General features: G+C 46.2%; 22 protein-coding genes and 1 tRNA gene. 22 read left to right on the top strand and 1 reads right to left on the bottom strand.

The features are described from left to right. The first annotated feature begins 11 nt into the window (after nucleotides 1-11). The 4 genes from ilvC to ICN22_RS09790 all read left to right on the top strand — a co-directional run bounded on the left by ilvC (nucleotide 12) and on the right by ICN22_RS09790 (nucleotide 4,429). Nucleotides 12-1,028 (top strand): ketol-acid reductoisomerase, encoded by a 1,017-nt coding sequence (gene ilvC, locus ICN22_RS09805; protein WP_216863520.1) that lies wholly within the window; start codon nucleotides 12-14, stop codon nucleotides 1,026-1,028. 64 nt (nucleotides 1,029-1,092) lie between these two features. Continuing rightward, nucleotides 1,093-1,740 (top strand): phosphatidylserine decarboxylase, encoded by a 648-nt coding sequence (locus tag ICN22_RS09800; protein WP_216170638.1) that lies wholly within the window; start codon nucleotides 1,093-1,095, stop codon nucleotides 1,738-1,740. 27 nt (nucleotides 1,741-1,767) lie between these two features. Beyond that, nucleotides 1,768-2,631: a CDP-diacylglycerol--serine O-phosphatidyltransferase gene (gene pssA, locus ICN22_RS09795; RefSeq protein WP_216170636.1), complete on the top strand. Its 864-nt coding sequence runs from the start codon at nucleotides 1,768-1,770 to the stop codon at nucleotides 2,629-2,631. 250 nt (nucleotides 2,632-2,881) lie between these two features. Further along, the gene (locus ICN22_RS09790) at nucleotides 2,882-4,429 is read left to right on the top strand and encodes a 2-isopropylmalate synthase (protein ID WP_216170634.1); all 1,548 of its coding nucleotides are present in this window, start codon (nucleotides 2,882-2,884) and stop codon (nucleotides 4,427-4,429) included. A 38-nt stretch (nucleotides 4,430-4,467) separates the two neighbouring features. Here ICN22_RS09790 and ICN22_RS09785 read toward each other — a convergent pair whose 3' ends face one another. After that, entirely contained in the window at nucleotides 4,468-5,061 is a 594-nt protein-coding gene (locus ICN22_RS09785; RefSeq protein WP_216170632.1) for a lipid-binding SYLF domain-containing protein, read from the bottom strand. 85 nt (nucleotides 5,062-5,146) lie between these two features. Between ICN22_RS09785 and ICN22_RS09780 the strand changes: the two genes are divergently transcribed. The 18 genes from ICN22_RS09780 to nuoK all read left to right on the top strand — a co-directional run bounded on the left by ICN22_RS09780 (nucleotide 5,147) and on the right by nuoK (nucleotide 21,178). After that, nucleotides 5,147-6,352, top strand: a complete 1,206-nt coding sequence (locus ICN22_RS09780; protein ID WP_216170630.1) for a patatin-like phospholipase family protein — start codon at nucleotides 5,147-5,149, stop codon at nucleotides 6,350-6,352. 227 nt (nucleotides 6,353-6,579) lie between these two features. Then, on the top strand, nucleotides 6,580-6,849 hold the full coding sequence (gene rpsO, locus ICN22_RS09775) for a 30S ribosomal protein S15 (RefSeq protein WP_112204355.1): 270 nt from the start codon (nucleotides 6,580-6,582) through the stop codon (nucleotides 6,847-6,849). Between the two features lie 271 nt (nucleotides 6,850-7,120). Beyond that, on the top strand, nucleotides 7,121-9,286 hold the full coding sequence (pnp, locus tag ICN22_RS09770) for a polyribonucleotide nucleotidyltransferase (RefSeq protein ID WP_216170628.1): 2,166 nt from the start codon (nucleotides 7,121-7,123) through the stop codon (nucleotides 9,284-9,286). Nucleotides 9,287-9,313: 27 nt separating this feature from the next. Continuing rightward, complete coding sequence (locus ICN22_RS09765; RefSeq protein ID WP_216170626.1) at nucleotides 9,314-10,312, top strand: NAD(P)H-quinone oxidoreductase; 999 nt, start codon at nucleotides 9,314-9,316, stop codon at nucleotides 10,310-10,312. A gap of 16 nt (nucleotides 10,313-10,328) precedes the next feature. Beyond that, the gene (tpiA, locus tag ICN22_RS09760) at nucleotides 10,329-11,087 is read left to right on the top strand and encodes a triose-phosphate isomerase (protein WP_216170624.1); all 759 of its coding nucleotides are present in this window, start codon (nucleotides 10,329-10,331) and stop codon (nucleotides 11,085-11,087) included. A gap of 22 nt (nucleotides 11,088-11,109) precedes the next feature. Beyond that, complete coding sequence (secG, locus tag ICN22_RS09755) at nucleotides 11,110-11,457, top strand: preprotein translocase subunit SecG (RefSeq protein WP_216170622.1); 348 nt, start codon at nucleotides 11,110-11,112, stop codon at nucleotides 11,455-11,457. 85 nt (nucleotides 11,458-11,542) lie between these two features. Next, nucleotides 11,543-11,627, top strand: a tRNA-Leu gene (locus tag ICN22_RS09750). A 112-nt stretch (nucleotides 11,628-11,739) separates the two neighbouring features. After that, nucleotides 11,740-12,099 carry an NADH-quinone oxidoreductase subunit A gene (locus ICN22_RS09745; RefSeq protein ID WP_011902892.1) on the top strand — a complete coding sequence of 120 codons (360 nt, stop codon included), beginning with the start codon at nucleotides 11,740-11,742 and terminating at the stop codon, nucleotides 12,097-12,099. 5 nt (nucleotides 12,100-12,104) lie between these two features. Further along, complete coding sequence (locus ICN22_RS09740; protein ID WP_011902891.1) at nucleotides 12,105-12,587, top strand: NuoB/complex I 20 kDa subunit family protein; 483 nt, start codon at nucleotides 12,105-12,107, stop codon at nucleotides 12,585-12,587. Nucleotides 12,588-12,590: 3 nt separating this feature from the next. Then, the gene (locus ICN22_RS09735; RefSeq protein ID WP_216170620.1) at nucleotides 12,591-13,190 is read left to right on the top strand and encodes an NADH-quinone oxidoreductase subunit C; all 600 of its coding nucleotides are present in this window, start codon (nucleotides 12,591-12,593) and stop codon (nucleotides 13,188-13,190) included. Between the two features lie 3 nt (nucleotides 13,191-13,193). Continuing rightward, nucleotides 13,194-14,447: an NADH-quinone oxidoreductase subunit D gene (locus tag ICN22_RS09730; protein WP_216170618.1), complete on the top strand. Its 1,254-nt coding sequence runs from the start codon at nucleotides 13,194-13,196 to the stop codon at nucleotides 14,445-14,447. 23 nt (nucleotides 14,448-14,470) lie between these two features. Next, a complete protein-coding gene (gene nuoE / locus ICN22_RS09725; protein WP_216170616.1) occupies nucleotides 14,471-14,977 on the top strand; it encodes an NADH-quinone oxidoreductase subunit NuoE in 507 nt (168 codons plus the stop codon). After that, nucleotides 14,974-16,272, top strand: a complete 1,299-nt coding sequence (gene nuoF, locus ICN22_RS09720) for an NADH-quinone oxidoreductase subunit NuoF (RefSeq protein ID WP_216170615.1) — start codon at nucleotides 14,974-14,976, stop codon at nucleotides 16,270-16,272. The genes nuoE and nuoF overlap by 4 nt, the downstream gene beginning before the upstream one ends. Before the next feature lie 31 nt (nucleotides 16,273-16,303). Then, nucleotides 16,304-18,619 (top strand): NADH-quinone oxidoreductase subunit NuoG, encoded by a 2,316-nt coding sequence (gene nuoG, locus ICN22_RS09715; RefSeq protein WP_216170613.1) that lies wholly within the window; start codon nucleotides 16,304-16,306, stop codon nucleotides 18,617-18,619. Between the two features lie 8 nt (nucleotides 18,620-18,627). Further along, entirely contained in the window at nucleotides 18,628-19,701 is a 1,074-nt protein-coding gene (nuoH, locus tag ICN22_RS09710) for an NADH-quinone oxidoreductase subunit NuoH (RefSeq protein WP_216170611.1), read from the top strand. An 11-nt stretch (nucleotides 19,702-19,712) separates the two neighbouring features. After that, the gene (gene nuoI, locus ICN22_RS09705; protein ID WP_216170609.1) at nucleotides 19,713-20,204 is read left to right on the top strand and encodes an NADH-quinone oxidoreductase subunit NuoI; all 492 of its coding nucleotides are present in this window, start codon (nucleotides 19,713-19,715) and stop codon (nucleotides 20,202-20,204) included. A 21-nt stretch (nucleotides 20,205-20,225) separates the two neighbouring features. Continuing rightward, complete coding sequence (locus tag ICN22_RS09700; RefSeq protein WP_216170607.1) at nucleotides 20,226-20,873, top strand: NADH-quinone oxidoreductase subunit J; 648 nt, start codon at nucleotides 20,226-20,228, stop codon at nucleotides 20,871-20,873. Further along, the gene (gene nuoK, locus ICN22_RS09695) at nucleotides 20,870-21,178 is read left to right on the top strand and encodes an NADH-quinone oxidoreductase subunit NuoK (RefSeq protein WP_173960150.1); all 309 of its coding nucleotides are present in this window, start codon (nucleotides 20,870-20,872) and stop codon (nucleotides 21,176-21,178) included. The genes ICN22_RS09700 and nuoK overlap by 4 nt, the downstream gene beginning before the upstream one ends. Nucleotide 21,179: the final 1 nt, after the last annotated feature.

The following is a 21,179-nucleotide window of genomic DNA, read 5'->3' as shown; positions in this document are numbered from 1 at the left end:
AAGGAAAGAGCATGAAAGTTTTTTACGATAAAGACGCCGATTTGTCCCTCATTAAAGGTAAAAAAGTAACCATTATTGGTTACGGTTCACAGGGCCACGCACACGCATTGAATCTGAAAGATTCAGGCTGTAACGTGACTGTTGGTTTGCGTAAAGATGGCGCTTCTTGGAGCAAAGCTGCAAATGCTGGCTTGACAGTAAAAGAAGTTGGCGCAGCCGTGAAAGACGCTGATGTAGTGATGATGCTCTTGCCGGATGAGCAAATCGCTGATGTATACAGCAAAGAAGTTCATGGCAATATCAAGCAGGGCGCTGCATTGGCATTCGCTCACGGCTTTAATGTTCACTATGGTCAAGTCCAGCCACGCGCTGACTTAGACGTGATCATGATTGCTCCTAAAGCACCAGGCCACACTGTACGTGGTACTTATGCTCAAGGCGGCGGTGTTCCCCATTTGATCGCTGTGTACCAAGATAAATCTGGTTCAGCTCGTGATGTTGCTTTGTCATACGCAACAGCCAACGGTGGTGGTCGTGCCGGTATCATTGAAACCAACTTCCGCGAAGAGACTGAAACTGACTTGTTCGGTGAGCAGGCTGTTCTTTGTGGTGGCGCAGTAGAGTTGATCAAAGCTGGTTTTGAAACTTTGGTTGAAGCAGGTTACGCTCCCGAGATGGCTTACTTCGAGTGCTTGCATGAACTCAAGCTGATTGTTGACTTGATCTACGAAGGTGGTATCGCCAATATGAACTACTCTATCTCTAACAACGCTGAGTACGGTGAATATGTTACTGGCCCACGTATTGTGACTGAAGATACTAAGAACGCAATGCGCCAGTGCTTGAAAGATATTCAGACTGGTGAGTACGCTAAGAGCTTTATCTTGGAAAACAAAGCAGGTGCACCTACTTTGATTTCACGTCGTCGCTTGAATGCTGAGCATGACATCGAGGTGGTTGGTGCTAAGTTACGTGCCATGATGCCTTGGATTGCAAAGAACAAATTAGTTGATCAAACAAAGAACTAAGTTAAGAACTAAGTAAATAGCAGCTAGAAACTAATAGTAGTAACTAAAAAGGCTCAGAACAAAGATGATGTATCCGCACCCCATTATTGCGAAAGAAGGTTGGCCGTATTTGGCATTAGTGGGGGCTGTTACTTTTCTGCTCCACTATCTTGGTGGCATTGCATGGTCATGGCCTTTGTGGATCATCTTTATCTTTGTTCTGCAGTTCTTCCGAGATCCGCAGCGTATTGCTGCCATAGGGCGTGATCTGGTTTTATCTCCTGCCGATGGTCGTATTGTCGTAGTGGAAAAAACTAATGATCCTTATGCAGGTCGTGAAGCTTTGAAGATTAGTGTTTTTATGAACGTATTTAACGTTCACTCCAACCGTAGTGCAGTCAACGGTACAGTAAAAGAGATTCAGTATTTTCCTGGCAAGTTTGTCAATGCCGATTTAGATAAAGCCTCTACTGAGAATGAGCGTAATGCTGTTGTGATTGATGCCAATGGCCAAACCGTGACTCTGGTTCAGGTTGCAGGCCTGATTGCTCGCCGCATTCTTTGTTATATCCACGTTGGCGATAGACTAAAAGCGGGTGAGCGTTATGGCTTTATTCGTTTTGGCTCCCGTGTCGATGTATATTTACCTTTAACAGCTGAGCCTTTAGTCAGCGTTGGTGATAAAGTTTTTGCTACAAACACTGCATTAGCTCGCGTACCCGGCTTAGATTAATTAAGCCGTTTTAACTAGGAATATTCTTTGCCTACATTTCGCCGTCGTGGCCGTATTGATCGCAGTCGCTTACCGAACTCCCGTACTGATCGCACTCAGGGTGAGTGGGTAGAGGGCTTGGGCGATGGAATAGATTTTGAAGTGGAAGAGTTGCACGTAGACAAGCCACGTAAACGTAGCAAAGGCATTTACTTACTTCCCAATGCATTTACTACCGCAGCCTTATTCTGCGGTTTCTTTGCCATCGTCAATGCAATGAACCACCAGTTTGAGATGGCTGCTATTGCCATCTTTGCATCTTTAGTTTTGGATGGCATGGATGGTCGTGTTGCTCGAATGACCAATACCCAAAGTGCTTTCGGTGAACAGTACGACTCTTTGGCCGATATGGTGTCTTTTGGTGTGGCGCCAGCCTTGGTTGCTTACGAATGGGCCTTAAAAGACTTAGGTAAGTGGGGTTGGTTGGCTGCCTTTACTTACTGTGCAGGAGCAGCCTTGCGTCTAGCCCGCTTCAACGTCAATACTGGTGTGGTAGATAAGAAGTTTTTCCAGGGCTTACCTAGTCCAGCAGCTGGATCTTTAATGGCAGGCTTTATTTGGCTGGCTGATGACAACAAGATCCCAGTGCGTGATAGTGCTATCCCTTGGATCACTTTCTTTTTAGCTGTATATGCTGGCTTGACCATGGTATCTAATGCCCGCTTTTACAGTGGCAAGGCTTTAGATGTTCGCTACAGAGTGCCTTTTGGAGTCATGGTTCTGATGATTCTGACCTTTGTGCTGATTTCTTCTAATCCGCCTTTGACCCTGTTCGGCCTCTTTGTGGTGTATTCCATCTCGGGATATGTCATTTGGGCTTGGGAGCATCTGAGTGGCCGTCGTTTTAGCTAATTTGGAATATTTAGGTTATATTTAAACCATGTTGATGAATTTCCCCCTCTCTAAATTGCTTCTACTCGCACTAAGCCTACAGCTTGGGGCAGGTAAGGCCTGAGTTAATGAGATTAAAGTAATTCATTAACCACGACATACCAGCCCCAGCAAATTGCTGGGGTTTTTGTTTTTAGGCTTAGTAATCAATAATTAGTCACCATGAATCAGCAGTAAGCATAATTAAGCAATATTGAACTGGAGAGTAGTGATGAGCGACAAAGTAATCATTTTTGATACCACCTTACGTGATGGTGAACAATCACCTGGCGCTTCTATGACCAAGGACGAGAAGGTTCGTATTGCACGCCAATTAGAGCGTCTCAAGGTTGATGTGATCGAAGCTGGATTTGCGGCGAGCTCCGAAGGTGACTTCCAGGCAATCTCTGCAGTAGCAGCAGCTGTAAAAGATTCTATTGTCTGCTCACTTGCACGCGCTAACGATAAAGATATTACTCGAGCTGCTGATGCGTTGAAGGCCGCTAATGCAAAACGGATTCATGCATTTTTGGCAACTAGTCCATTACATATGGCCGTGAAATTGCGCATGTCTCCAGAAGAGGTGTTGGAGCAAGCAAAACGCTCCATTCGTTTTGCAAGAAACTTGGCTGAGGATGTGGAGTTCTCAGCAGAAGATGGCTATCGCTCAGAAATGGATTTTCTGTGCAGAGTAGTTGAAGGAGTTATCAATGAGGGTGCTACCACCATCAACATTCCCGACACCGTAGGCTACGCTACTCCTGAGTTATATGGTGAGTTCATCAAGACCTTGCGTACCCGAGTTCCTAACTCTGATAAAGCTGTGTGGTCTGTGCATTGCCATAATGACTTGGGTATGGCTGTCGCCAACTCTTTAGCTGGTGTCAAAATTGGTGGTGCGCGTCAAATTGAGTGCACTGTTAACGGCTTGGGTGAACGTGCTGGTAATACAGCATTAGAAGAAATTGTCATGGCCTTGCGCACGCGCAAAGATTATTTTGATATGGTGTGCGGTATTGATGCGACTCAAATTGTTCCTGCATCAAAGTTGGTCTCGCAAATTACTGGTTTCGTTGTTCAGCCTAACAAGGCAGTTGTAGGCGCCAACGCGTTTGCGCACACTTCAGGAATTCATCAAGACGGCATCTTAAAGAATCGAGATACCTACGAGATCATGCGCGCGGAAGATGTGGGCTGGTCTGCCAATAAGATTGTGCTCGGCAAGTTATCTGGTCGCAATGCTTTCAAACAGCGCTTACAAGAGTTAGGCATTGCGATTGAAGCTGAAGCGGATTTGAATGAAGCTTTTGTCCGCTTCAAGACGCTAGCTGATCAAAAATCAGAAATCTTTGATGAAGATATTATTGCCATCATGTCGGATTCTGCTGCAGCTGAAGAAGGTGAATTTTATAAATTCATTTCTATAAGTCAGCATTCTGAAACGGGTGAGCGTCCGAAGTCTAAAGTGACTTTTCGGGTTGGCGACAAAGAAGCGAGCTCTGAGGCTGAAGGTAATGGACCAGTGGACGCGAGCTTGAACGCTATAGAGCAGATCGTAAAGAGCGGGGTAGAGCAATTACTCTACTCTGTAAATGCAATCACCTCAGGTACGCAATCTCAGGGTGAGGTTACTGTCAGACTTGCAAAGGGTGGGCGCATTGTAAATGGAGTCGGCACTGATCCAGACATCATTGCAGCTTCAGCGAAAGCCTATTTGTCAGCCTTAAATAAATTGCATGATCCTAGCCAAGCTAAGCTCAATGCGCAGATGACGCCTTAAAAGTTTTCGGTGTCATCTATAGACCCTATCCTGATGACCTACTTATTTAGATCTGTGTTTTTGTAATATTTGGTGCCCTTGCCAGTGATTTCTGCGGCAAGGCCCGAGTCTGTCAGTTGATACATTAATACGCCGGGTGCTACAGTAGTGGCATCTTGGTATGCGCTACCATTAGCCTCATACTTAGCGGCAGCAGTAACTTGGCCGCCAAATGTCCAACCGGAATTAACGAAGTCATTCATAGCGGCTTGGGTTTGAAATGCGAAAATATTTTGGAAGGATTTAATTCCAATACCAAGTCCAGCTTGTACTTCAGCCATGTTCATGTAAACAGGTTTAGCGCCATCCTTTGGAATGACAACGCCGCTACCAGTTCCGCCGCCAGCAATCAGAATCTTCATGCCAAAGTTGCTAAAGGTGGCGTAACCGACAGATTTCTCAATCACCTCTTTTGCTTTGGGTTGAGCTTGGTAGAGTGCTTTCAGAGTATCTTCGCTCTTTTTGAGAATGTCCTGGCGTTGCTGGGCAATTGTTTTCTCGGCGGCAAATGGATTTGAAAATTGCGCAAAACTGAGTGCAGGGGATAAGGCTAATAGACTATAGGCTAATGCTTGGATGAATTTAGTTCGCATTGATTTTTTCCTCTGCTGTATTTCCGCAATTGATGAATTCCATCTTTATACTCCAACAAGCCCTCTTGTCCAATAACAAACCAATATGACTCTCTTAACTCGCTGCATCTTTACTCTCTTCATACTGTCATTAATAGGCTGCAGCAGCTTGCAGCGCAAGGCGGCAGTGCCCTCGCAGCAGATGGGCCAAGCACAAATTGCGGGCCTGACTGGTGTACGTTATATGGTCGCCAGTCAATCTAGCGTGGATCAGATGGCGGTGGATATTCAGGCGGGATTTAAGCTTAGGGATGAAAAAACCTTAAGCGTACCTGCGAATTATTTATCCCTCTCTGGTGGCGGTGATGATGGTGCATATGGTGCTGGATTATTAATAGGGTGGGCTGAGCGCGGCGATCGCCCGCAATTTAACTTAGTCACTGGTATCAGTACCGGCGCATTAATTGCTCCCTTTGCCTATATGGGAAAAGAATATGATCCCGTTTTACGTGATGTTTATACAAAGTATGGCCCCCAAGATATCTTCATTGAGCGTGGATTGATTTCTGGCATTTTGAGTGATGGCCTATCAGATACGACGCCCTTGTTTCAATTAATTTCAAAATACATTGATCAGGATTTTCTGAAGAAGGTGGCAAATGAGTACACCACCAAAAACCGCTGGCTTTTGATTGGGACAACCAATTTGGATGCAGGCGTGCCTGTAGTCTGGAACATGGGCAAGATTGCCAGTATCGGCACTCCAGAAGCCCTAGAGCTTTTTAGGAAAGTCATGCTGGCATCCGCATCGATACCGGGTGCATTTTCACCAGTCATGTTCGATTTTGAGGTTTCTGGCCAAAGTTTTCAGGAGATGCATGTCGACGGCGGTGCTATTACTCAAGTATTCCTCTATCCAAGCGCCTTATCTCAGCGCGCTCAAGATTTGAAACTCAAGCTACAGAAACAGCGTAACGCCTACATTATTCGCAATGCCCGCTTGGATCCTGAGTGGCGCGAGACAGAGCGGGGCACCCTCAGCATCATTCAGAGAGCAATTTCTAGCATGATTCAGACTCAAGGCATTGGGGATCTGTACCGCATTTATCACACTACTCAGCTTGATGGAGTCAGTTTCAACTTGGCCTTTATCGGGCCGGACTTCAAGTTCCCTCATAAGACTGAGTTTGACACTGCCTATATGCAAGCCCTGTTTGATTATGGCTACAAGCAGGGGCTGGGCGGCAAGGAGTGGCAAAAGTACCCGCCAGGCTATAAGCGGGGGTTTGATGGAGAGTTGCCTAAAAAATAGGCATTTTAAGGTGTTTCTAACATCATTCCCATATAAATCAAGGGCTTGCCAAAATATTCACCGCTTAACCCTGAATTGAGTGCCTGGCCTTAGAGCCAGGAATTTAAGGTGGATCTGCTACAATTCGAGGGCTTTGATTTTAAAGCTTTTTTTTGTTTTATTTGATTAATAAATGCACGACACAAGTTGGGTGAAAGCTCAAGTGTTCGCAAGTAAGGAGTATGAAAATGGCAGTTGCTGATATTAAAACGGCGGAAATCGTCAAAGATAACGCGCGCAGCGCAAACGATACGGGTAGCCCTGAAGTTCAAGTTTCATTGCTAACAGCCCGCATCAATGAATTAACCCCCCATTTCAAAGCCAACGCTAAAGATCATCACAGCCGTCGTGGTTTGTTGAAGATGGTTTCACGCCGTCGCCGCCTTTTGGATTATCTCAAAGGCAAGGATTTGGGTCGTTATCGCGCGTTGATCGAGAAATTAGGTCTCCGTAAGTAATTCTTATCGGTATTGCAATGCCATCTATCTTAGGGTTGTTTCGTCACAGAATCAGTCTTAAGCAGATGGCATGTTTTTTGGGCGCTTCAAGATTATTTGTGTAGGGGATCGTGTCATTCCAATGAGTTTCTGGGTTGTGAAATCCAGTGTCTCCCTGGAATGGCATCCCTTGTGATCTTCAAACGCTCCAGTGTTGTCGCGACACTGCTTTATCCCGCGACAAGCGTGAAATCCATGTGGCTTTTACGTGAACAATTTGGAGAAGATCAGAATGACGATGTTTAAAAAAGCAGTAAAGACGTTTCAATGGGGCAATCATCAGGTAATCATGGAAACAGGCGAGATTGCTCGTCAATCTGGTGGTGCTGTCATAGTTAATGTGGATGACACAGTAGTAATGGGCACAGTAGTTGCCTCTAAATCCGCTAAGCCAGGCCAATCATTTTTCCCATTGACTGTTGATTACTTAGAGAAAACTTACGCCGCAGGAAAAATTCCTGGTGGCTTCTTCCGTCGTGAAGGCCGTCCATCCGAAGGTGAGACATTGATCTCCCGTTTGATCGATCGTCCATTGCGTCCATTGTTTCCAGAAGGCTTCTTGAATGAAGTTCAGGTTGTGGTGCATGTCTTGTCTATCAACCCAGACGTTCCTGCTGATATTCCTGCATTGATCGCTGCATCTGCAGCCTTAGCTGTTTCAGGTATTCCATTTGCCGGTCCAGTTGGCGCTGCTCGTGTTGGTTACGCTAATGGCCAATACCTCTTGAACCCAACTCGTTCAGAGCAAGCTACTAGCGAAATGGATTTAATTGTTGCTGGTACACAAGCTGCCGTGTTGATGGTTGAGTCTGAAGCTAATCAGCTGTCCGAAGAAATCATGTTGGGTGCGGTTGTATATGGCCATGACCAAATGCAAACTGCGATCAACGCAATTAATGATCTAGTGCGCGAAGCTGGCAAGCCAGAGTGGGATTGGTCTGCTGCCCCTAAAGACGAGCCATTCATTGCTAAGGTGACTGCATTGGCTGAAGCGCCATTGCGTGAGGCCTATCAGATTCGTCAAAAAGGCGCTCGTTCAGACAAGCTCAAAGAAATCTCCAAAACAGTTCTAGCTAAGCTAGCTGAAGATGGTGATGTTGATGCGGTTGCTGTTAGCGACATCATGTTTGAAATCGAAGCGAAGATTGTTCGTAGCCAGATTTTGAATGGTGAGCCACGTATTGATGGTCGTGACACACGTACCGTTCGTCCAATCGAAATTCGTAATGGTGTATTGCCACGCACGCACGGCTCAGCATTGTTTACCCGTGGTGAGACGCAGGCTCTTGTAGTGGCTACTTTAGGTACTGCACGTGATGAGCAGATCATTGATGCGCTCGAAGGTGAGTACCGTGATCGCTTCATGTTCCACTACAACATGCCTCCGTTCGCTACTGGCGAAACAGGTCGTGTAGGTAGCCCTAAGCGTCGTGAAATTGGTCACGGTCGTTTAGCTAAACGTGCATTGATTCCAGTGTTGCCAAGTGCAGAAGATTTTGCATACAGCATTCGTGTGGTTTCAGAAATCACTGAGTCCAATGGCTCCTCATCCATGGCTTCCGTTTGCGGTGGTTGTTTGGCAATGATGGACGCTGGTGTTCCAGTTAAAGCGCACGTTGCTGGTGTTGCAATGGGCTTGATTTTGGATGGCAACCGTTTTGCCGTGTTGACAGACATCTTGGGTGATGAAGATCACTTGGGCGATATGGACTTTAAAGTTGCAGGTACTGCTAACGGCATTACTGCTTTGCAAATGGACATTAAAGTTCAAGGCATCACAAAAGAAATCATGCAAGTTGCATTAGCTCAAGCTAAAGAAGGTCGTTTGCATATTTTGAGCAAGATGCAAGAAGCAATGGGTTCAGTTCGTACTGAATTGTCTGCACATGCTCCGCGTATGGTTTCTTTCAAGATTCATCCAGACAAGATTCGTGAAGTAATCGGCAAGGGCGGCGCAACTATTCAAGCTTTGACTAAAGAAACTGGTTGCAGCATCGACATTAAAGACGATGGCACTGTAACGATTGCCTCTACCTCTGCTGAAGGCATGGCCGAAGCAAAAGCACGCATCGAAGGCATTACTGCTGAAGCTGAAGTAGGCAAGATCTACGAAGGTCCAGTAGTGAAGTTACTTGAGTTCGGCGCTTTGGTAAATATTCTTCCAGGTAAAGACGGTCTTTTGCACATCTCAGAAATTTCTAATGAGCGTGTAAAAGAAGTGAAAGACTATTTAGCAGAAGGCCAAGTGGTTCGTGTGAAGTTGTTGGCTGCTGATGAGCGTGGTCGTTTACGTTTATCTCTCAAGGCTGCGATGGCTGACGAGGGTGGCACGATTGCTCCTTTGGCAGGTGCTGAAGCTACTGCTGAAGCTGCTCCCGCATCTGACGAAAACGCTTAACTAGTTTATTTAGCAAGCGGAATTCATATGCGCGTAATAGAAATCAAAGAATTTGGCGCACCAGAAATGCTGGTGTCTGCCACTCGTCCTGATCCAGTTCTTCCTAGTGCTGGATCAGGCGAGATTTTGATTCGTGTTTTGGCTGCTGGAATTAATCGTCCAGACGTTTTGCAACGTAAAGGCCATTACCCGGTTCCAGCGGGCGCATCTGATATTCCTGGCCTCGAAGTGGCTGGCGAAATTGTTGGCGGTGACTTAGCTCACGCCGACAATCTGTTTGGACTAAAGCTTGGCGATAAGGTATGCGCGCTAGTGCAGGGTGGTGGTTATGCAGATTTGTGCATTGCTCCCATAGCGCAATGCTTGCCTTATCCAAAAGGATTTACCGATCAAGAGGCTGCCGCATTGCCAGAAACGTTTTACACCGTGTGGAGCAATGTCTTCATGCGTGGCCAACTATCTGAAGGCGAAACTTTATTAGTTCAAGGTGGCTCGAGCGGTATCGGTGTTACCGCGATTTTGATTGCGAAAGCCTTAGGTCATAAAGTATTTGTGACAGCCGGTACTGATGAAAAGTGCGCTGCTTGTGTAGCTTTAGGTGCTGACTTGGCGATCAACTACAAGACTCAAGACTTTGTTGAGGAAGTAAAGAAGGCAACTGACGGCAAGGGTGTCAATGTCATCTTGGATATGGTTACTGGCGCTTACGTACAAAAAGAAATCGATTGCCTAGCTGATGATGGTCGTATTGTGATCATTGCAATTCAGGGTGGATCAAAAGCTGAAGTGAGTACGAATCAAATTTTGCGTCGTCGCTTGACCATTACTGGTTCCACATTACGTCCACGTCCAGTGTCATTTAAGAAGCAGATTACCCAGCAGTTGCATGCCCATATCTGGCCTTTGCTAGATGCGGGTAAGTTAAAGCCAGTGATTTATAAAACATTTACCTTGGACCAAGCAGCTGATGCCCATCGTTTGATGGAGTCTTCTGAGCACGTTGGCAAGATTGTGTTGACCGTTTAAGTGTTGAGCTAGATTTATGCGTCCCATCACTGTTATCGGCAACTGGAAAATGAATGGCAGTTTTGCAAGTAATGCAGACTGGATCAAGACCGTTTGCCGTGGGATGGAGCAGGGGATGCCTGCGGGTCGTAAGTATGTGGTGTGCGCCCCAGCGCCTTATTTGTCACAGTGTGGTGATTTAATTCGTGATTGCTCTTTAGCTTTTTTAAGCTTAGGTGCTCAAGATGCCTCAGCTTATTCGGCGGGAGCTTATACCGGTGATGTTGCAGCCGCTATGCTCAAGGAATTAAATTGTGCCTACGTCATCGTGGGGCATTCGGAGCGCCGCCAGCATCATCAGGAGGCTGATGAGCAGGTAGCGGAAAAAGCGTTGCAGGTATTAGATAACGGCATGATTCCCGTAATCTGTGTTGGTGAGTCTGCGGATGAGCGCAACTCTGGACGTGAAGTTGAGGTTGTAAGGGGTCAAATTTCAAAGCAAGTTGCGATTTTGCAAGACCGTTTGGCGGATTGTCTGATTGCCTATGAGCCTGTTTGGGCTATTGGTACAGGTAAAGTAGCCAGCGCTCAAATTGCCCAGGATATGCACAGGGCGATTCGATTGCAGTTGGCAGAGTTTGATGAGGATGTAGCTTCCCATGTGGGAATTTTGTATGGCGGCAGTGTCAAGCCTGATAATGCCGTTGAACTATTTGCAATGCCGGATATTGATGGTGGTTTGATTGGGGGTGCTTCATTGAACCCTCAGGAATTCTTAGCCATCTGTCAGGCCTAGATTTTTTATTTGGAGATAAGCCATGGAATGGTTTAAGACTTTATTGATCGTTTTACAGGTTATTTCAGCTTTGGCTGTAATCTTGCTCGTATTGCTTCAGCAGGGCAAAGGCGCCGACATGGGAGCTGCTTTTGGTTCTGGATCCTCAGGCAGTCTTTTTGGCGCCAGTGGCTCAGCCAACTTCCTTTCCCACACAACTGCTATCTTTGCGGCAATCTTTTTTGTTTGCACTTTAGGCATTACTTGGATCGGAAATAAAAAGGAAGTCAGCCCTGGAATTTTGTCTGGCACCGTGGCTCCAGTTGCAGTCCCTGCTGCCGCACCTGTAGCTCCAGTTCAAGACCCGACCAAGCCAGCAGTTCCAAAGTAAAAAATAGGGTTTTAAGCAGTTTTTAACGCTATTTTTGAGGCAAATAAGTGGTGCAATGCAGTAGAATTGACAAGTTTTACAAGATGCCGACGTGGTGAAATTGGTAGACACGCTATCTTGAGGGGGTAGTGGCTTAGGCTGTGCGAGTTCGAGTCTCGCCGTCGGCACCAAATTTGTAAAAAATTGTAGGGGGCTTGTGCCCTAAATCAAGGTTTTTTGTAGTGGAGTAATTGATAATTTGTAGCTTCTTAGGATTTACCGGACGAACGACTCAGGGCCATTTTGAATCTCGCTAATTACTTTCCCGTTCTGCTTTTTATCCTTGTAGGTATTGGGGTTGGTTTAGTCCCCATGTTCCTCGGAAAAATTTTGGCTCCTTCGAAGCCAGATGCCGAAAAACTGTCTCCTTATGAGTGCGGTTTTGAGGCATTCGAAGATGCTCGTATGAAGTTCGACGTACGCTACTACCTCATCGCAATCCTATTTATCTTATTTGACTTAGAAACAGCATTCCTGTTTCCTTGGGGTGTGGCTCTGCGTGATATTGGTTGGTTTGGTTATGCCTCTATGGTGATTTTCCTATTGGAATTTATCGTGGGCTTTGTATATATCTGGAAAAAGGGCGCTCTCGACTGGGAGTGATCGATATGGCATTAGAAGGCGTTCTCAAAGAAGGATTTGTTACCACTACTGCGGACCAGTTAATTAATTGGACTCGTAATGGTTCTTTATGGCCAATGACATTCGGTCTGGCCTGCTGCGCTGTGGAAATGATGCACGCAGGCGCTTCCCGTTACGACTTGGATCGCTTTGGTGTGGTGTTTCGCCCATCGCCTCGTCAATCCGATTTAATGATTGTGGCCGGTACTTTATGTAACAAGATGGCTCCGGCCCTTCGCAAGGTCTACGATCAAATGCCTGAGCCACGCTGGGTGATCTCCATGGGCTCTTGTGCCAATGGTGGTGGTTATTACCATAACTCGTATTCAGTTGTGCGCGGCTGTGACCGCATCGTGCCAGTCGATATTTATGTTCCTGGTTGCCCTCCAACTGCAGAGGCTTTGATCTACGGAATTATTCAGTTGCAATCCAAGATCGCTCGCACCAGCACGATTGCGCGGAAGGCTTAAATCATGTCAGACCGTTTAATTCAGCTCGTTGCTAATTTAGAAAAAGTTTTAGGTAAGCGTGCTCAATCTATTGAAGTTACCTTAGGTGAAGTGACTGTTGTTGTTCATGCAGATACTTATTTTGAATCCGCCATGCTCTTGCGTAATGAGCCTTCATTGGCTTTTGAACAGTTAATAGATTCATGCGGAGTAGATTACCAGGACTACCGAGACGGGCAGTGGGGTGGTCAGCGTTTTGGTGTAGTGACCCATCTTTTATCCATAGCTCATAACTGGCGTCTGCGTGTACGTGTATTCGCTCCAGAAGATGCCTACCCAGTAGTTGCATCGCTAACACCAGTATGGGCATCGGCTAATTGGTTTGAGCGTGAAGCATTTGACCTTTACGGTATTTTGTTTGATGGTCATGAAGACCTACGTCGTATCTTGACTGACTATGGTTTTATTGGTCATCCATTCAGAAAAGATTTCCCAATCTCTGGCAACGTAGAAATGCGTTATGACCCAGAGTTAAAGCGGGTGGTGTATCAGCCTGTCACGATCGAAGCGCGTGAAATCACGCCACGTATCGTGCGCGAAGAGCAGTACGGAGGCCCGGTTTAATTCATGGCGCAAATTAAGAACTACACCCTCAACTTTGGTCCTCAGCATCCTGCAGCACACGGCGTACTTCGCCTGGTGTTGGAGCTCGATGGAGAGGTGATCCAGCGTGCTGATCCGCATATTGGTTTATTGCATCGCGCCACAGAAAAATTAGCAGAGACACGAACTTGGATTCAAAACGTTCCTTACATGGATCGTTTGGACTATGTATCCATGATGGCAAACGAGCATGCTTACGTGATGGCGATTGAGAAGTTGCTTCAAGTAGATGTACCTTTGCGTGCACAGTACATCCGAGTGATGTATGACGAGTTAACCCGTTTGCTAAATCACCTTTTGTGGATTGGTTGCCATGGCTTGGACGTTGGCGCTATGGCCGTGTTCTTGTATGCCTTCCGCGATCGTGAAGATATTTTCGACATGTACGAGGCTGTATCCGGCGCGCGTATGCATGCTGCCTACTACCGTCCGGGTGGCGTTTATCGCGACCTACCAACACAGATGGCGCAGTTCTCAAAGTCTAAGATTCGTAGCGCCTCCGCCATTAAGCGTTTGAATGAGAATCGTAGCGGTACATTGCTTGATTTCATTGAGCAGTTCTCCAATGGTTTTGATGCCAACGTCGATGAGTATTGCAATCTCTTAACGGATAACCGTATTTGGAAACAACGCTTGGTTGGTATTGGTGTTGTGACTCCTGAGCGCGCTTTGCAACTTGGCTTTACTGGCCCAATGCTCCGTGGTTCCGGGATTGAGTGGGACTTGCGTAAAAAGCAGCCTTATGAAACTTACGACAAACTGGACTTTGATATTCCTGTTGGCGTGAATGGCGACTCTTATGATCGTTATTTAGTTCGCATGGAAGAGATGCGTCAATCCAATCGCATCATTAAACAGTGCGTTGCTTGGCTCAAGGTAAACGATGGTCCTGTTATGAGTGATAACCATAAGGTATCTCCGCCAAAGCGTGTGGATATGAAAACCAATATGGAAGAGTTGATTCATCATTTCAAACTCTTTACTGAAGGTATGCACGTTCCTGATGGCGAGGCTTACTCTGCTGTTGAGCATCCCAAAGGTGAGTTTGGAATTTACTTAATTTCTGATGGCGCTAACAAGCCGTACCGCATGAAGATTCGTGCACCAGGCTTTGTACATCTTTCTGCAATGGATGAGATGTCCCGTGGTCACATGTTGGCTGATGCTGTCACTATTATTGGAACCCAAGATATCGTGTTCGGGGAGATTGACCGCTAATACAGCGCGCCAAGGATGAATTTATGACAACAACCCTTCAACTATCTGACAAAACGCTCGCAGACATTGCGCGCAATGTTGCGAAATACCCTCCAGAGCAAAAACAATCTGCTGTTATGGCCGCTTTGATTGCCGCCCAAACTGAATTGGGTTGGGTTTCTCCTGAGGTGATTGAAACTGTTGCCCAAATTTTAGAAATGCCAACCATTGCAGTAGATGAGGTGGCTACTTTTTACAATATGTATGACACCAAGAAAATTGGTAAGTACAAGTTGGTGATCTGTACAAATTTACCTTGCCAGCTAATGCATGGTGAGACTGCAGCAAGCCATTTAAAAGAAACGCTCGGTATTGGCTACAACGAGACAACGTCTTGCGGCACATTCACCTTAAAAGAGGGTGAGTGCATGGGCGCTTGCGGTGATTCTCCAGTTCTGTTGGTGAATAACAAACGCATGTGTAGCCACATGAGTAATGAAAAGATTGATGCCTTATTAAGTGAACTCCGTGCAGAAGGAAAAGCAGCATGACCAGCTTGCACGATAGACACATTAAGCCTTTGATCCTGGCGGGATTGAATGGTGAAAACTGGCGTTTAAAAGATTATGAGAGCCGGGGTGGTTATCAACAGCTGCGTCGCATCATCAATGACAAGCTTGCACCAGATGCCATCATTGCTGAATTAAAAGCATCATCATTACGTGGTCGTGGAGGCGCAGGTTTCCCTACTGGATTGAAGTGGAGCTTTATGCCCCGCCAGTTCCCTGGTCAAAAATATTTAGTTTGTAATAGCGATGAAGGTGAGCCGGGTACATTTAAAGACCGCGACATCATGCGCTACAACCCACATGCCTTAATTGAGGGCATGATTATTGGTGCCTACACTATGGGCATCTCTGTGGGCTACAACTATATCCACGGTGAAATTTGGGAAGTCTATTCTCGCTTTGAAGAGGCACTTGAAGAAGCTCGTGCTGCCGGATACCTTGGTGACAAAATCATGGGAAGTGATTTCAACTTCCAGTTGCATGCTTCTCCGGGTTGGGGTGCCTATATCTGCGGTGAAGAAACTGCACTCTTAGAGTCACTTGAGGGTAAGAAGGGTCAACCACGCTTTAAGCCACCATTCCCTGCCAGCTTTGGTTTGTATGGTAAGCCTACTACGATCAATAATACTGAAACATTTGCTGCTGTGCCATTCATTATGGCAATTGGTGGTCCAGCGTATTTAGAGTTGGGCAAGCCAAATAACGGCGGTACAAAGATTTTCTCCATATCTGGCGATGTCACCTATCCAGGTAACTATGAGATTCCGTTGGGTACCCCATTTGCTGAATTACTCAAGCTTGCTGGGGGCATGCGTGATGGCATTCCTTTGAAGGCTGTCATTCCCGGTGGTTCATCGGCCCCAGTCATTCCGGGCGCAGAGATGATGACGCTCACCATGGATTACGACAGCATTGCAAAAGCAGGTTCCATGTTGGGATCTGGTGCAGTGATCGTGATGAATGAAACACGCTGCATGGTTCGCGCCTTAGAGCGCCTGTCTTATTTCTATCATGAAGAATCCTGTGGTCAGTGCACCCCATGTCGTGAAGGTACTGGTTGGTTATGGCGGATTGTTCACCGTATTGAACACGGTGAAGGTCGCCCAGAAGATTTAGATTTATTAAATGATGTAGCAGCTAATATTCAAGGTCGTACGATTTGTGCCTTGGGTGATGCAGCTGCCATGCCGGTTCGCGGTATGTTGAAGCATTACATGGATGAATTTGTGTATCACGTAGAACATAAGCGCTGCTTAGATTCTGTTAAACCTTTATAAGACATTGAGCACGGGGCATCTTAAAGTGAGCATGGTTGAAATCGAATTAGATGGTAAGTTGGTAGAGGTTCCGCAAGGTTCGATGGTGATGCACGCCGCGAATAAGCTTGATACATATATTCCGCACTTCTGTTATCACAAGAAACTATCTATTGCTGCTAACTGCCGTATGTGCCTGGTAGAAGTAGAGAAAGCACCGAAACCTTTACCAGCTTGCGCAACACCAGTGACACAAGGCATGAAGGTATTTACGCATTCCGCAAAGGCAGTTGAAGCGCAGCGCTCAGTGATGGAATTCTTGCTGATCAACCATCCTTTGGATTGCCCAATTTGCGATCAAGGTGGTGAGTGTCAGTTACAAGATTTGGCGGTTGGTTACGGTAAATCAAATTCCCGCTACGAAGAAGAGAAGCGTGTTGTATTTCATAAGAATGTAGGGCCACTTATCTCTATGCAGGAGATGACCCGCTGTATTCACTGTACCCGCTGCGTACGCTTTGGCCAAGAAGTGGCTGGCGTCATGGAATTAGGCATGGTCAATCGTGGTGAGCATTCTGAAATCACTACTTTTGCCGGTCAAACTATTGATTCAGAGTTATCTGGAAATATGATTGATATTTGCCCAGTTGGTGCTTTAACAAGCAAGCCATTCCGCTATGCAGCGCGCACTTGGGAATTAGGCCGTAAGCGTTCAGTAAGTCCGCATGATAGTTTGGGTGCGAACACTACCATTCAAACAAAATCTAACAAAGTCATGCGTATCGTTGCTTTAGAAAATGATGCAATTAACGAATGCTGGATTAGCGATCGTGATCGCTTTGCTTACGAAGGCTTGAACAGCGCAGATCGTATAACAACACCGATGGTGAAGCAGGGCGGTCAGTGGCTTGAGACTGATTGGCAATCCGCAATGGATTACGTAGCTCACTCACTCAAAACCATTTCTGCTGAGAGTGGCCCTGAAGCAGTTGCTGCTTTAGCGCATCCAATCTCTAGTACTGAAGAGTTGTATCTTCTCCAGAAGATGATTCGTGGCTTAGGTTCTAATCAGGTCGAGACTCGCTTACGTCAAACTGATGTCAAGGGTGCCGCTTCTGCCCCATGGCTGGGTATGCCGATTAGCAAATTAAGTGAGTTAGACCGTGTTTTAGTGATTGGTAGCTTCTTGCGTAAGGAGCTGCCATTAATTGCTGCACGTTTACGCACAGCAGCCAAACGTGGCTTGCAAGTGTCACGCATTGATGCGGGTGGCGATGATTGGTTAATTCCTAATACCGGTATTGTTGCAACTCCAAGTGCATGGATTAATGTATTAAGTGAAGTTGCATTGGCAGTAGCCAAGGCTAAATCTGTTTCTACTCCAGCAGGCACGCCCAATTTAACAGTGTCTGCTACTGCGCAAAAGATTGTAGATAGCTTGTTGTCTGGCGCATCTACATCAGTATTACTAGGCTCTGCCGCAATCGCACATCCAAATGCAACGGATTTACATGTGCTCGCGCAATTTATAGCTGAGCAAACTGGCGCAACTTTAGGTTTCTTGCCAGTTGGCGGTAACGCTGTTGGTGCTAGCTTGGTTAACGCCAACGGCGCTGGCGTTGAATCTATCCTCTCCGGTGATCGCCGCGCTGTGATTTTGATGAATGTTGAGCCAGATGCTGACTTACCAAATCCTGCGCAAGCACGTGCTGCACTAGCTAAGGCCAATACGGTGATTGCTCTCAGTGCTTATAAGAGTGCTGATCTTTTAGAGGTTGCTGATGTCATTCTGCCGATCTCTACATTCACAGAAACAGTGTCTACTTTTGTTAATGCAGAGGCTCGCACGCAAACTATTCAGCCCGCTGTAAAACCTTTGGGCGACTCTCGCCCAGCATGGAAGGTTCTGCGTGTTCTTGGTAGCTTATTGAATTTAGATGGCTTCCTCTACAACATGCCTGAAGAAGTATTGGGTGAAGCACTGGGTGACAATTACTGCACCAAGCTTGGCAATCAATCTACGGCTACTGGTTTAAGCAATAGCAATACAGGTTCATCAACAGGTTTAGAGCGTTTATCTGATGTGGGAATTTATGCCGGCGATCAAATCGTACGTCGTGCACCTGCATTGCAGTTAACTCGCGATGCAAAGCGTAGTAATCAGGTTGGTTTGGGTCAAGGCCTCTTTAGCGACTTAGGCTTGAAAGAGGGCGATGCTGTCCGAGTGACTCAAGGTGCCCAATCTGTAGATCTACCAGTGACATTGGAAGCAAACTTAGCCCAGGGCGCCGTCAGAATCTCCGCAGGTACTATGGCTAGCGCTCAATTGGGATCAATGTTTGGTCCTGTAACTGTTTGTAAGGCATAAGGGACGAGATGGATAATTTCTTGAACCTCGTTACCACCCAAGGCGAGGCTATCTTTGGTTCACTATGGCCGCTAGTGTGGGCATTAGTGCGCATCGTCATCATCGTATTGCCGATGTTTGCTGCAGTTGCTTATATGACTCTGTGGGAGCGTAAGCTGATTGGTTGGATGCATATCCGTCTTGGACCAAACCGTGTTGGTCCCTTGGGATTATTGCAACCGATTGCCGATGCCTTGAAACTCTTGATGAAGGAGATCATTTCTCCTACGCAAGCAAGTAAGGTTCTGTATTTCATTGCCCCAGTGATGGTGATCATGCCGGCGTTTGCCGCCTGGGCTGTAATTCCCTTCCAAGCCAAAATGGTCTTGGCTGATGTCAATGCTGGATTGCTGTACGTAATGGCAATCTCATCCATTGGTGTTTATGGCGTCATCTTGGCGGGTTGGTCATCTAACTCTAAGTATCCATTCCTTGGCGCCATGCGCGCTTCAGCTCAAATGATTTCTTATGAAATCGCTATGGGTTTTGCATTGGTTACGGTATTGCTAACTTCAGGCTCTTTGAATCTGAGTGCGATTGTTGCTTCACAAGAGCAGGGCTACTTCGCCAACATGGGCTTAAACTTCCTTTCTTGGAACTGGTTGCCATTACTTCCCATGTTCGTGATTTATTTCATCTCTGGCGTTGCTGAAACTAATCGTCATCCATTTGACGTGGTTGAGGGTGAGTCTGAGATTGTTGCGGGTCACATGGTTGAGTACTCCGGTATGGCATTTGCGATGTTCTTTTTGGCTGAATACGCCAATATGATTTTGATCGCCGCTCTAGCATCCACTTTATTCTTGGGTGGCTGGTTGCCGATTGTAGATTTGCCAATCTTGCGTGATATCCCTGGTTTCTTCTGGCTGTTTGCAAAAACCTTCTTCCTCTTATCTTGCGTAATCTGGTTACGCGCTACATTGCCGCGCTATCGCTACGACCAAATTATGCGTTTGGGTTGGAAGATATTTATTCCCATCTCCGTATTCTGGGTCGTTGTCGTTGGCGCATGGGTTGTATCTCCATTGAACATTTGGAAATAAGTTGATCAATCATGTTTAAGAAAATTTCCCAATTTCTCGATAGCTTAATGTTGAAAGATATTTTGGTCGGTATGTCGATTACCGGGCGCTATCTTTTCAAACAAAAGATTACGATTCAATACCCCGAAGAGAAGACGCCTCAGTCTGTTCGTTTCCGCGGTTTACACGCTTTGCGCCGTTATGAGAATGGTGAAGAGCGTTGTATTGGTTGCAAACTATGTGAAGCAGTCTGTCCAGCTTACGCAATCACGATCGAAACTGCTGAGCGCGATGATGGTACGCGTCGTACCAGCCGTTACGACATCGATTTGACCAAGTGTATTTTCTGCGGTTTTTGTGAAGAGGCCTGTCCAGTTGACGCTATTGTTGAAACGAATATCTTTGAGTATTTCGGCGAGAAACGTGGTGACTTGTATTTCACCAAAGACATGCTCTTGGCAGTAGGTGATAAGTACGAAAAAGATATTGCCGCTAACCGCGCAGCTGATGCGCCTTATCGTTAATCGAATCAAGCACAAGAACATATGACATTCGATACTTCTACATTATTTGCAGCATTCTTTTATGCTTTCGCTGGTCTTTTAGTGCTCTCAGCATTGCGCGTGATTACTGCGCGTAATCCAGTGCATGCCGCACTCTTTTTGGTGCTTGCCTTTTTCTGTGCTTCTGGCCTGTGGATGCTTCTAAAAGCAGAGTTCCTCAGCTTAGCCCTAATTCTGGTTTATGTTGGCGCTGTGATGGTGCTCTTCCTGTTCGTAGTCATGATGCTGGACTTAGATATTGAGCATTTGCGTCGTGATTTCAAGAAATTCCTTCCCGTAGCTTTTTTGATGGGTGCGGTCATCGTATTGGAGTTGTCTATCGTCTTAATTCGTAGTTTTATTGGTACTAGTAGTCCAGTACAGCCCATGCTTGAAGAAATGGCTACCAGCAATACACAAGCTTTAGGTATGTTGATCTTCGTTGACTATGTTTATGCCTTCGAGGTTGCTGGCGTCATCCTGTTAGTGGCCATTATTGCCGCTGTGGCATTGACCTTGCGTAATCGCAAGGATTCGAAGGCCCAAAATATTCATGAGCAAGTGAATGTGAACTCTGCTGATCGCATGCGTATCGTCAAGATGGATTCTGATATGGCTGCAAAGCAAGATTCCCGCGGGGAGAAGAAATGACTATTACCCTGGCTCACTATTTGGTGCTCGGCGCAATCTTGTTTGCGACTAGTGTGATTGGTATTTTCTTAAACCGCAAGAACATCATTGTGCTTTTAATGGCAATTGAATTGATGCTCCTCTCGGTGAACATGAACTTCATAGCCTTCTCTCATTATTTGGGTGATATGGCTGGTCAAGTATTCGTATTCTTTATTTTGACTGTGGCTGCTGCTGAGGCGGCAATCGGTTTGGCAATTTTGGTTGTTCTCTTCCGTAAGGTGGACACCATCAATGCTGAAGACCTTGACCACCTAAAAGGCTAGT

Origin of the sequence: Polynucleobacter bastaniensis, from assembly GCF_018882205.1 — a bacterium.
Classification (GTDB): domain Bacteria; phylum Pseudomonadota; class Gammaproteobacteria; order Burkholderiales; family Burkholderiaceae; genus Polynucleobacter; species Polynucleobacter bastaniensis.
Note: the sequence above shows the minus strand (reverse complement) of the source record. Positions and strands in the feature narration are given on the sequence as shown.

Bases quoted from the DNA above. Each gene is read 5' to 3' on its own strand.
- nuoK (WP_173960150.1), top strand. From the start codon at position 20,870: ATGACTATTACCCTGGCTCACTATTTGGTGCTCGGCGCAATCTTGTTT.
- ICN22_RS09765 (WP_216170626.1), top strand. From the start codon at position 9,314: ATGCGCGTAATAGAAATCAAAGAATTTGGCGCACCAGAAATGCTGGTG.
- ICN22_RS09740 (WP_011902891.1), top strand. From the start codon at position 12,105: ATGGCATTAGAAGGCGTTCTCAAAGAAGGATTTGTTACCACTACTGCG.
- ICN22_RS09790 (WP_216170634.1), top strand. From the start codon at position 2,882: ATGAGCGACAAAGTAATCATTTTTGATACCACCTTACGTGATGGTGAA.
- secG (WP_216170622.1), top strand. From the start codon at position 11,110: ATGGAATGGTTTAAGACTTTATTGATCGTTTTACAGGTTATTTCAGCT.
- nuoG (WP_216170613.1), top strand. From the start codon at position 16,304: ATGGTTGAAATCGAATTAGATGGTAAGTTGGTAGAGGTTCCGCAAGGT.
- ICN22_RS09730 (WP_216170618.1), top strand. From the start codon at position 13,194: ATGGCGCAAATTAAGAACTACACCCTCAACTTTGGTCCTCAGCATCCT.
- nuoI (WP_216170609.1), top strand. From the start codon at position 19,713: ATGTTTAAGAAAATTTCCCAATTTCTCGATAGCTTAATGTTGAAAGAT.
- ICN22_RS09700 (WP_216170607.1), top strand. From the start codon at position 20,226: ATGACATTCGATACTTCTACATTATTTGCAGCATTCTTTTATGCTTTC.
- nuoH (WP_216170611.1), top strand. From the start codon at position 18,628: ATGGATAATTTCTTGAACCTCGTTACCACCCAAGGCGAGGCTATCTTT.
- ICN22_RS09780 (WP_216170630.1), top strand. From the start codon at position 5,147: ATGACTCTCTTAACTCGCTGCATCTTTACTCTCTTCATACTGTCATTA.
- rpsO (WP_112204355.1), top strand. From the start codon at position 6,580: ATGGCAGTTGCTGATATTAAAACGGCGGAAATCGTCAAAGATAACGCG.
- ilvC (WP_216863520.1), top strand. From the start codon at position 12: ATGAAAGTTTTTTACGATAAAGACGCCGATTTGTCCCTCATTAAAGGT.
- tpiA (WP_216170624.1), top strand. From the start codon at position 10,329: ATGCGTCCCATCACTGTTATCGGCAACTGGAAAATGAATGGCAGTTTT.
- nuoF (WP_216170615.1), top strand. From the start codon at position 14,974: ATGACCAGCTTGCACGATAGACACATTAAGCCTTTGATCCTGGCGGGA.
- ICN22_RS09735 (WP_216170620.1), top strand. From the start codon at position 12,591: ATGTCAGACCGTTTAATTCAGCTCGTTGCTAATTTAGAAAAAGTTTTA.
- pnp (WP_216170628.1), top strand. From the start codon at position 7,121: ATGACGATGTTTAAAAAAGCAGTAAAGACGTTTCAATGGGGCAATCAT.
- ICN22_RS09785 (WP_216170632.1), bottom strand. From the start codon at position 5,061: ATGCGAACTAAATTCATCCAAGCATTAGCCTATAGTCTATTAGCCTTA.
- ICN22_RS09800 (WP_216170638.1), top strand. From the start codon at position 1,093: ATGATGTATCCGCACCCCATTATTGCGAAAGAAGGTTGGCCGTATTTG.
- nuoE (WP_216170616.1), top strand. From the start codon at position 14,471: ATGACAACAACCCTTCAACTATCTGACAAAACGCTCGCAGACATTGCG.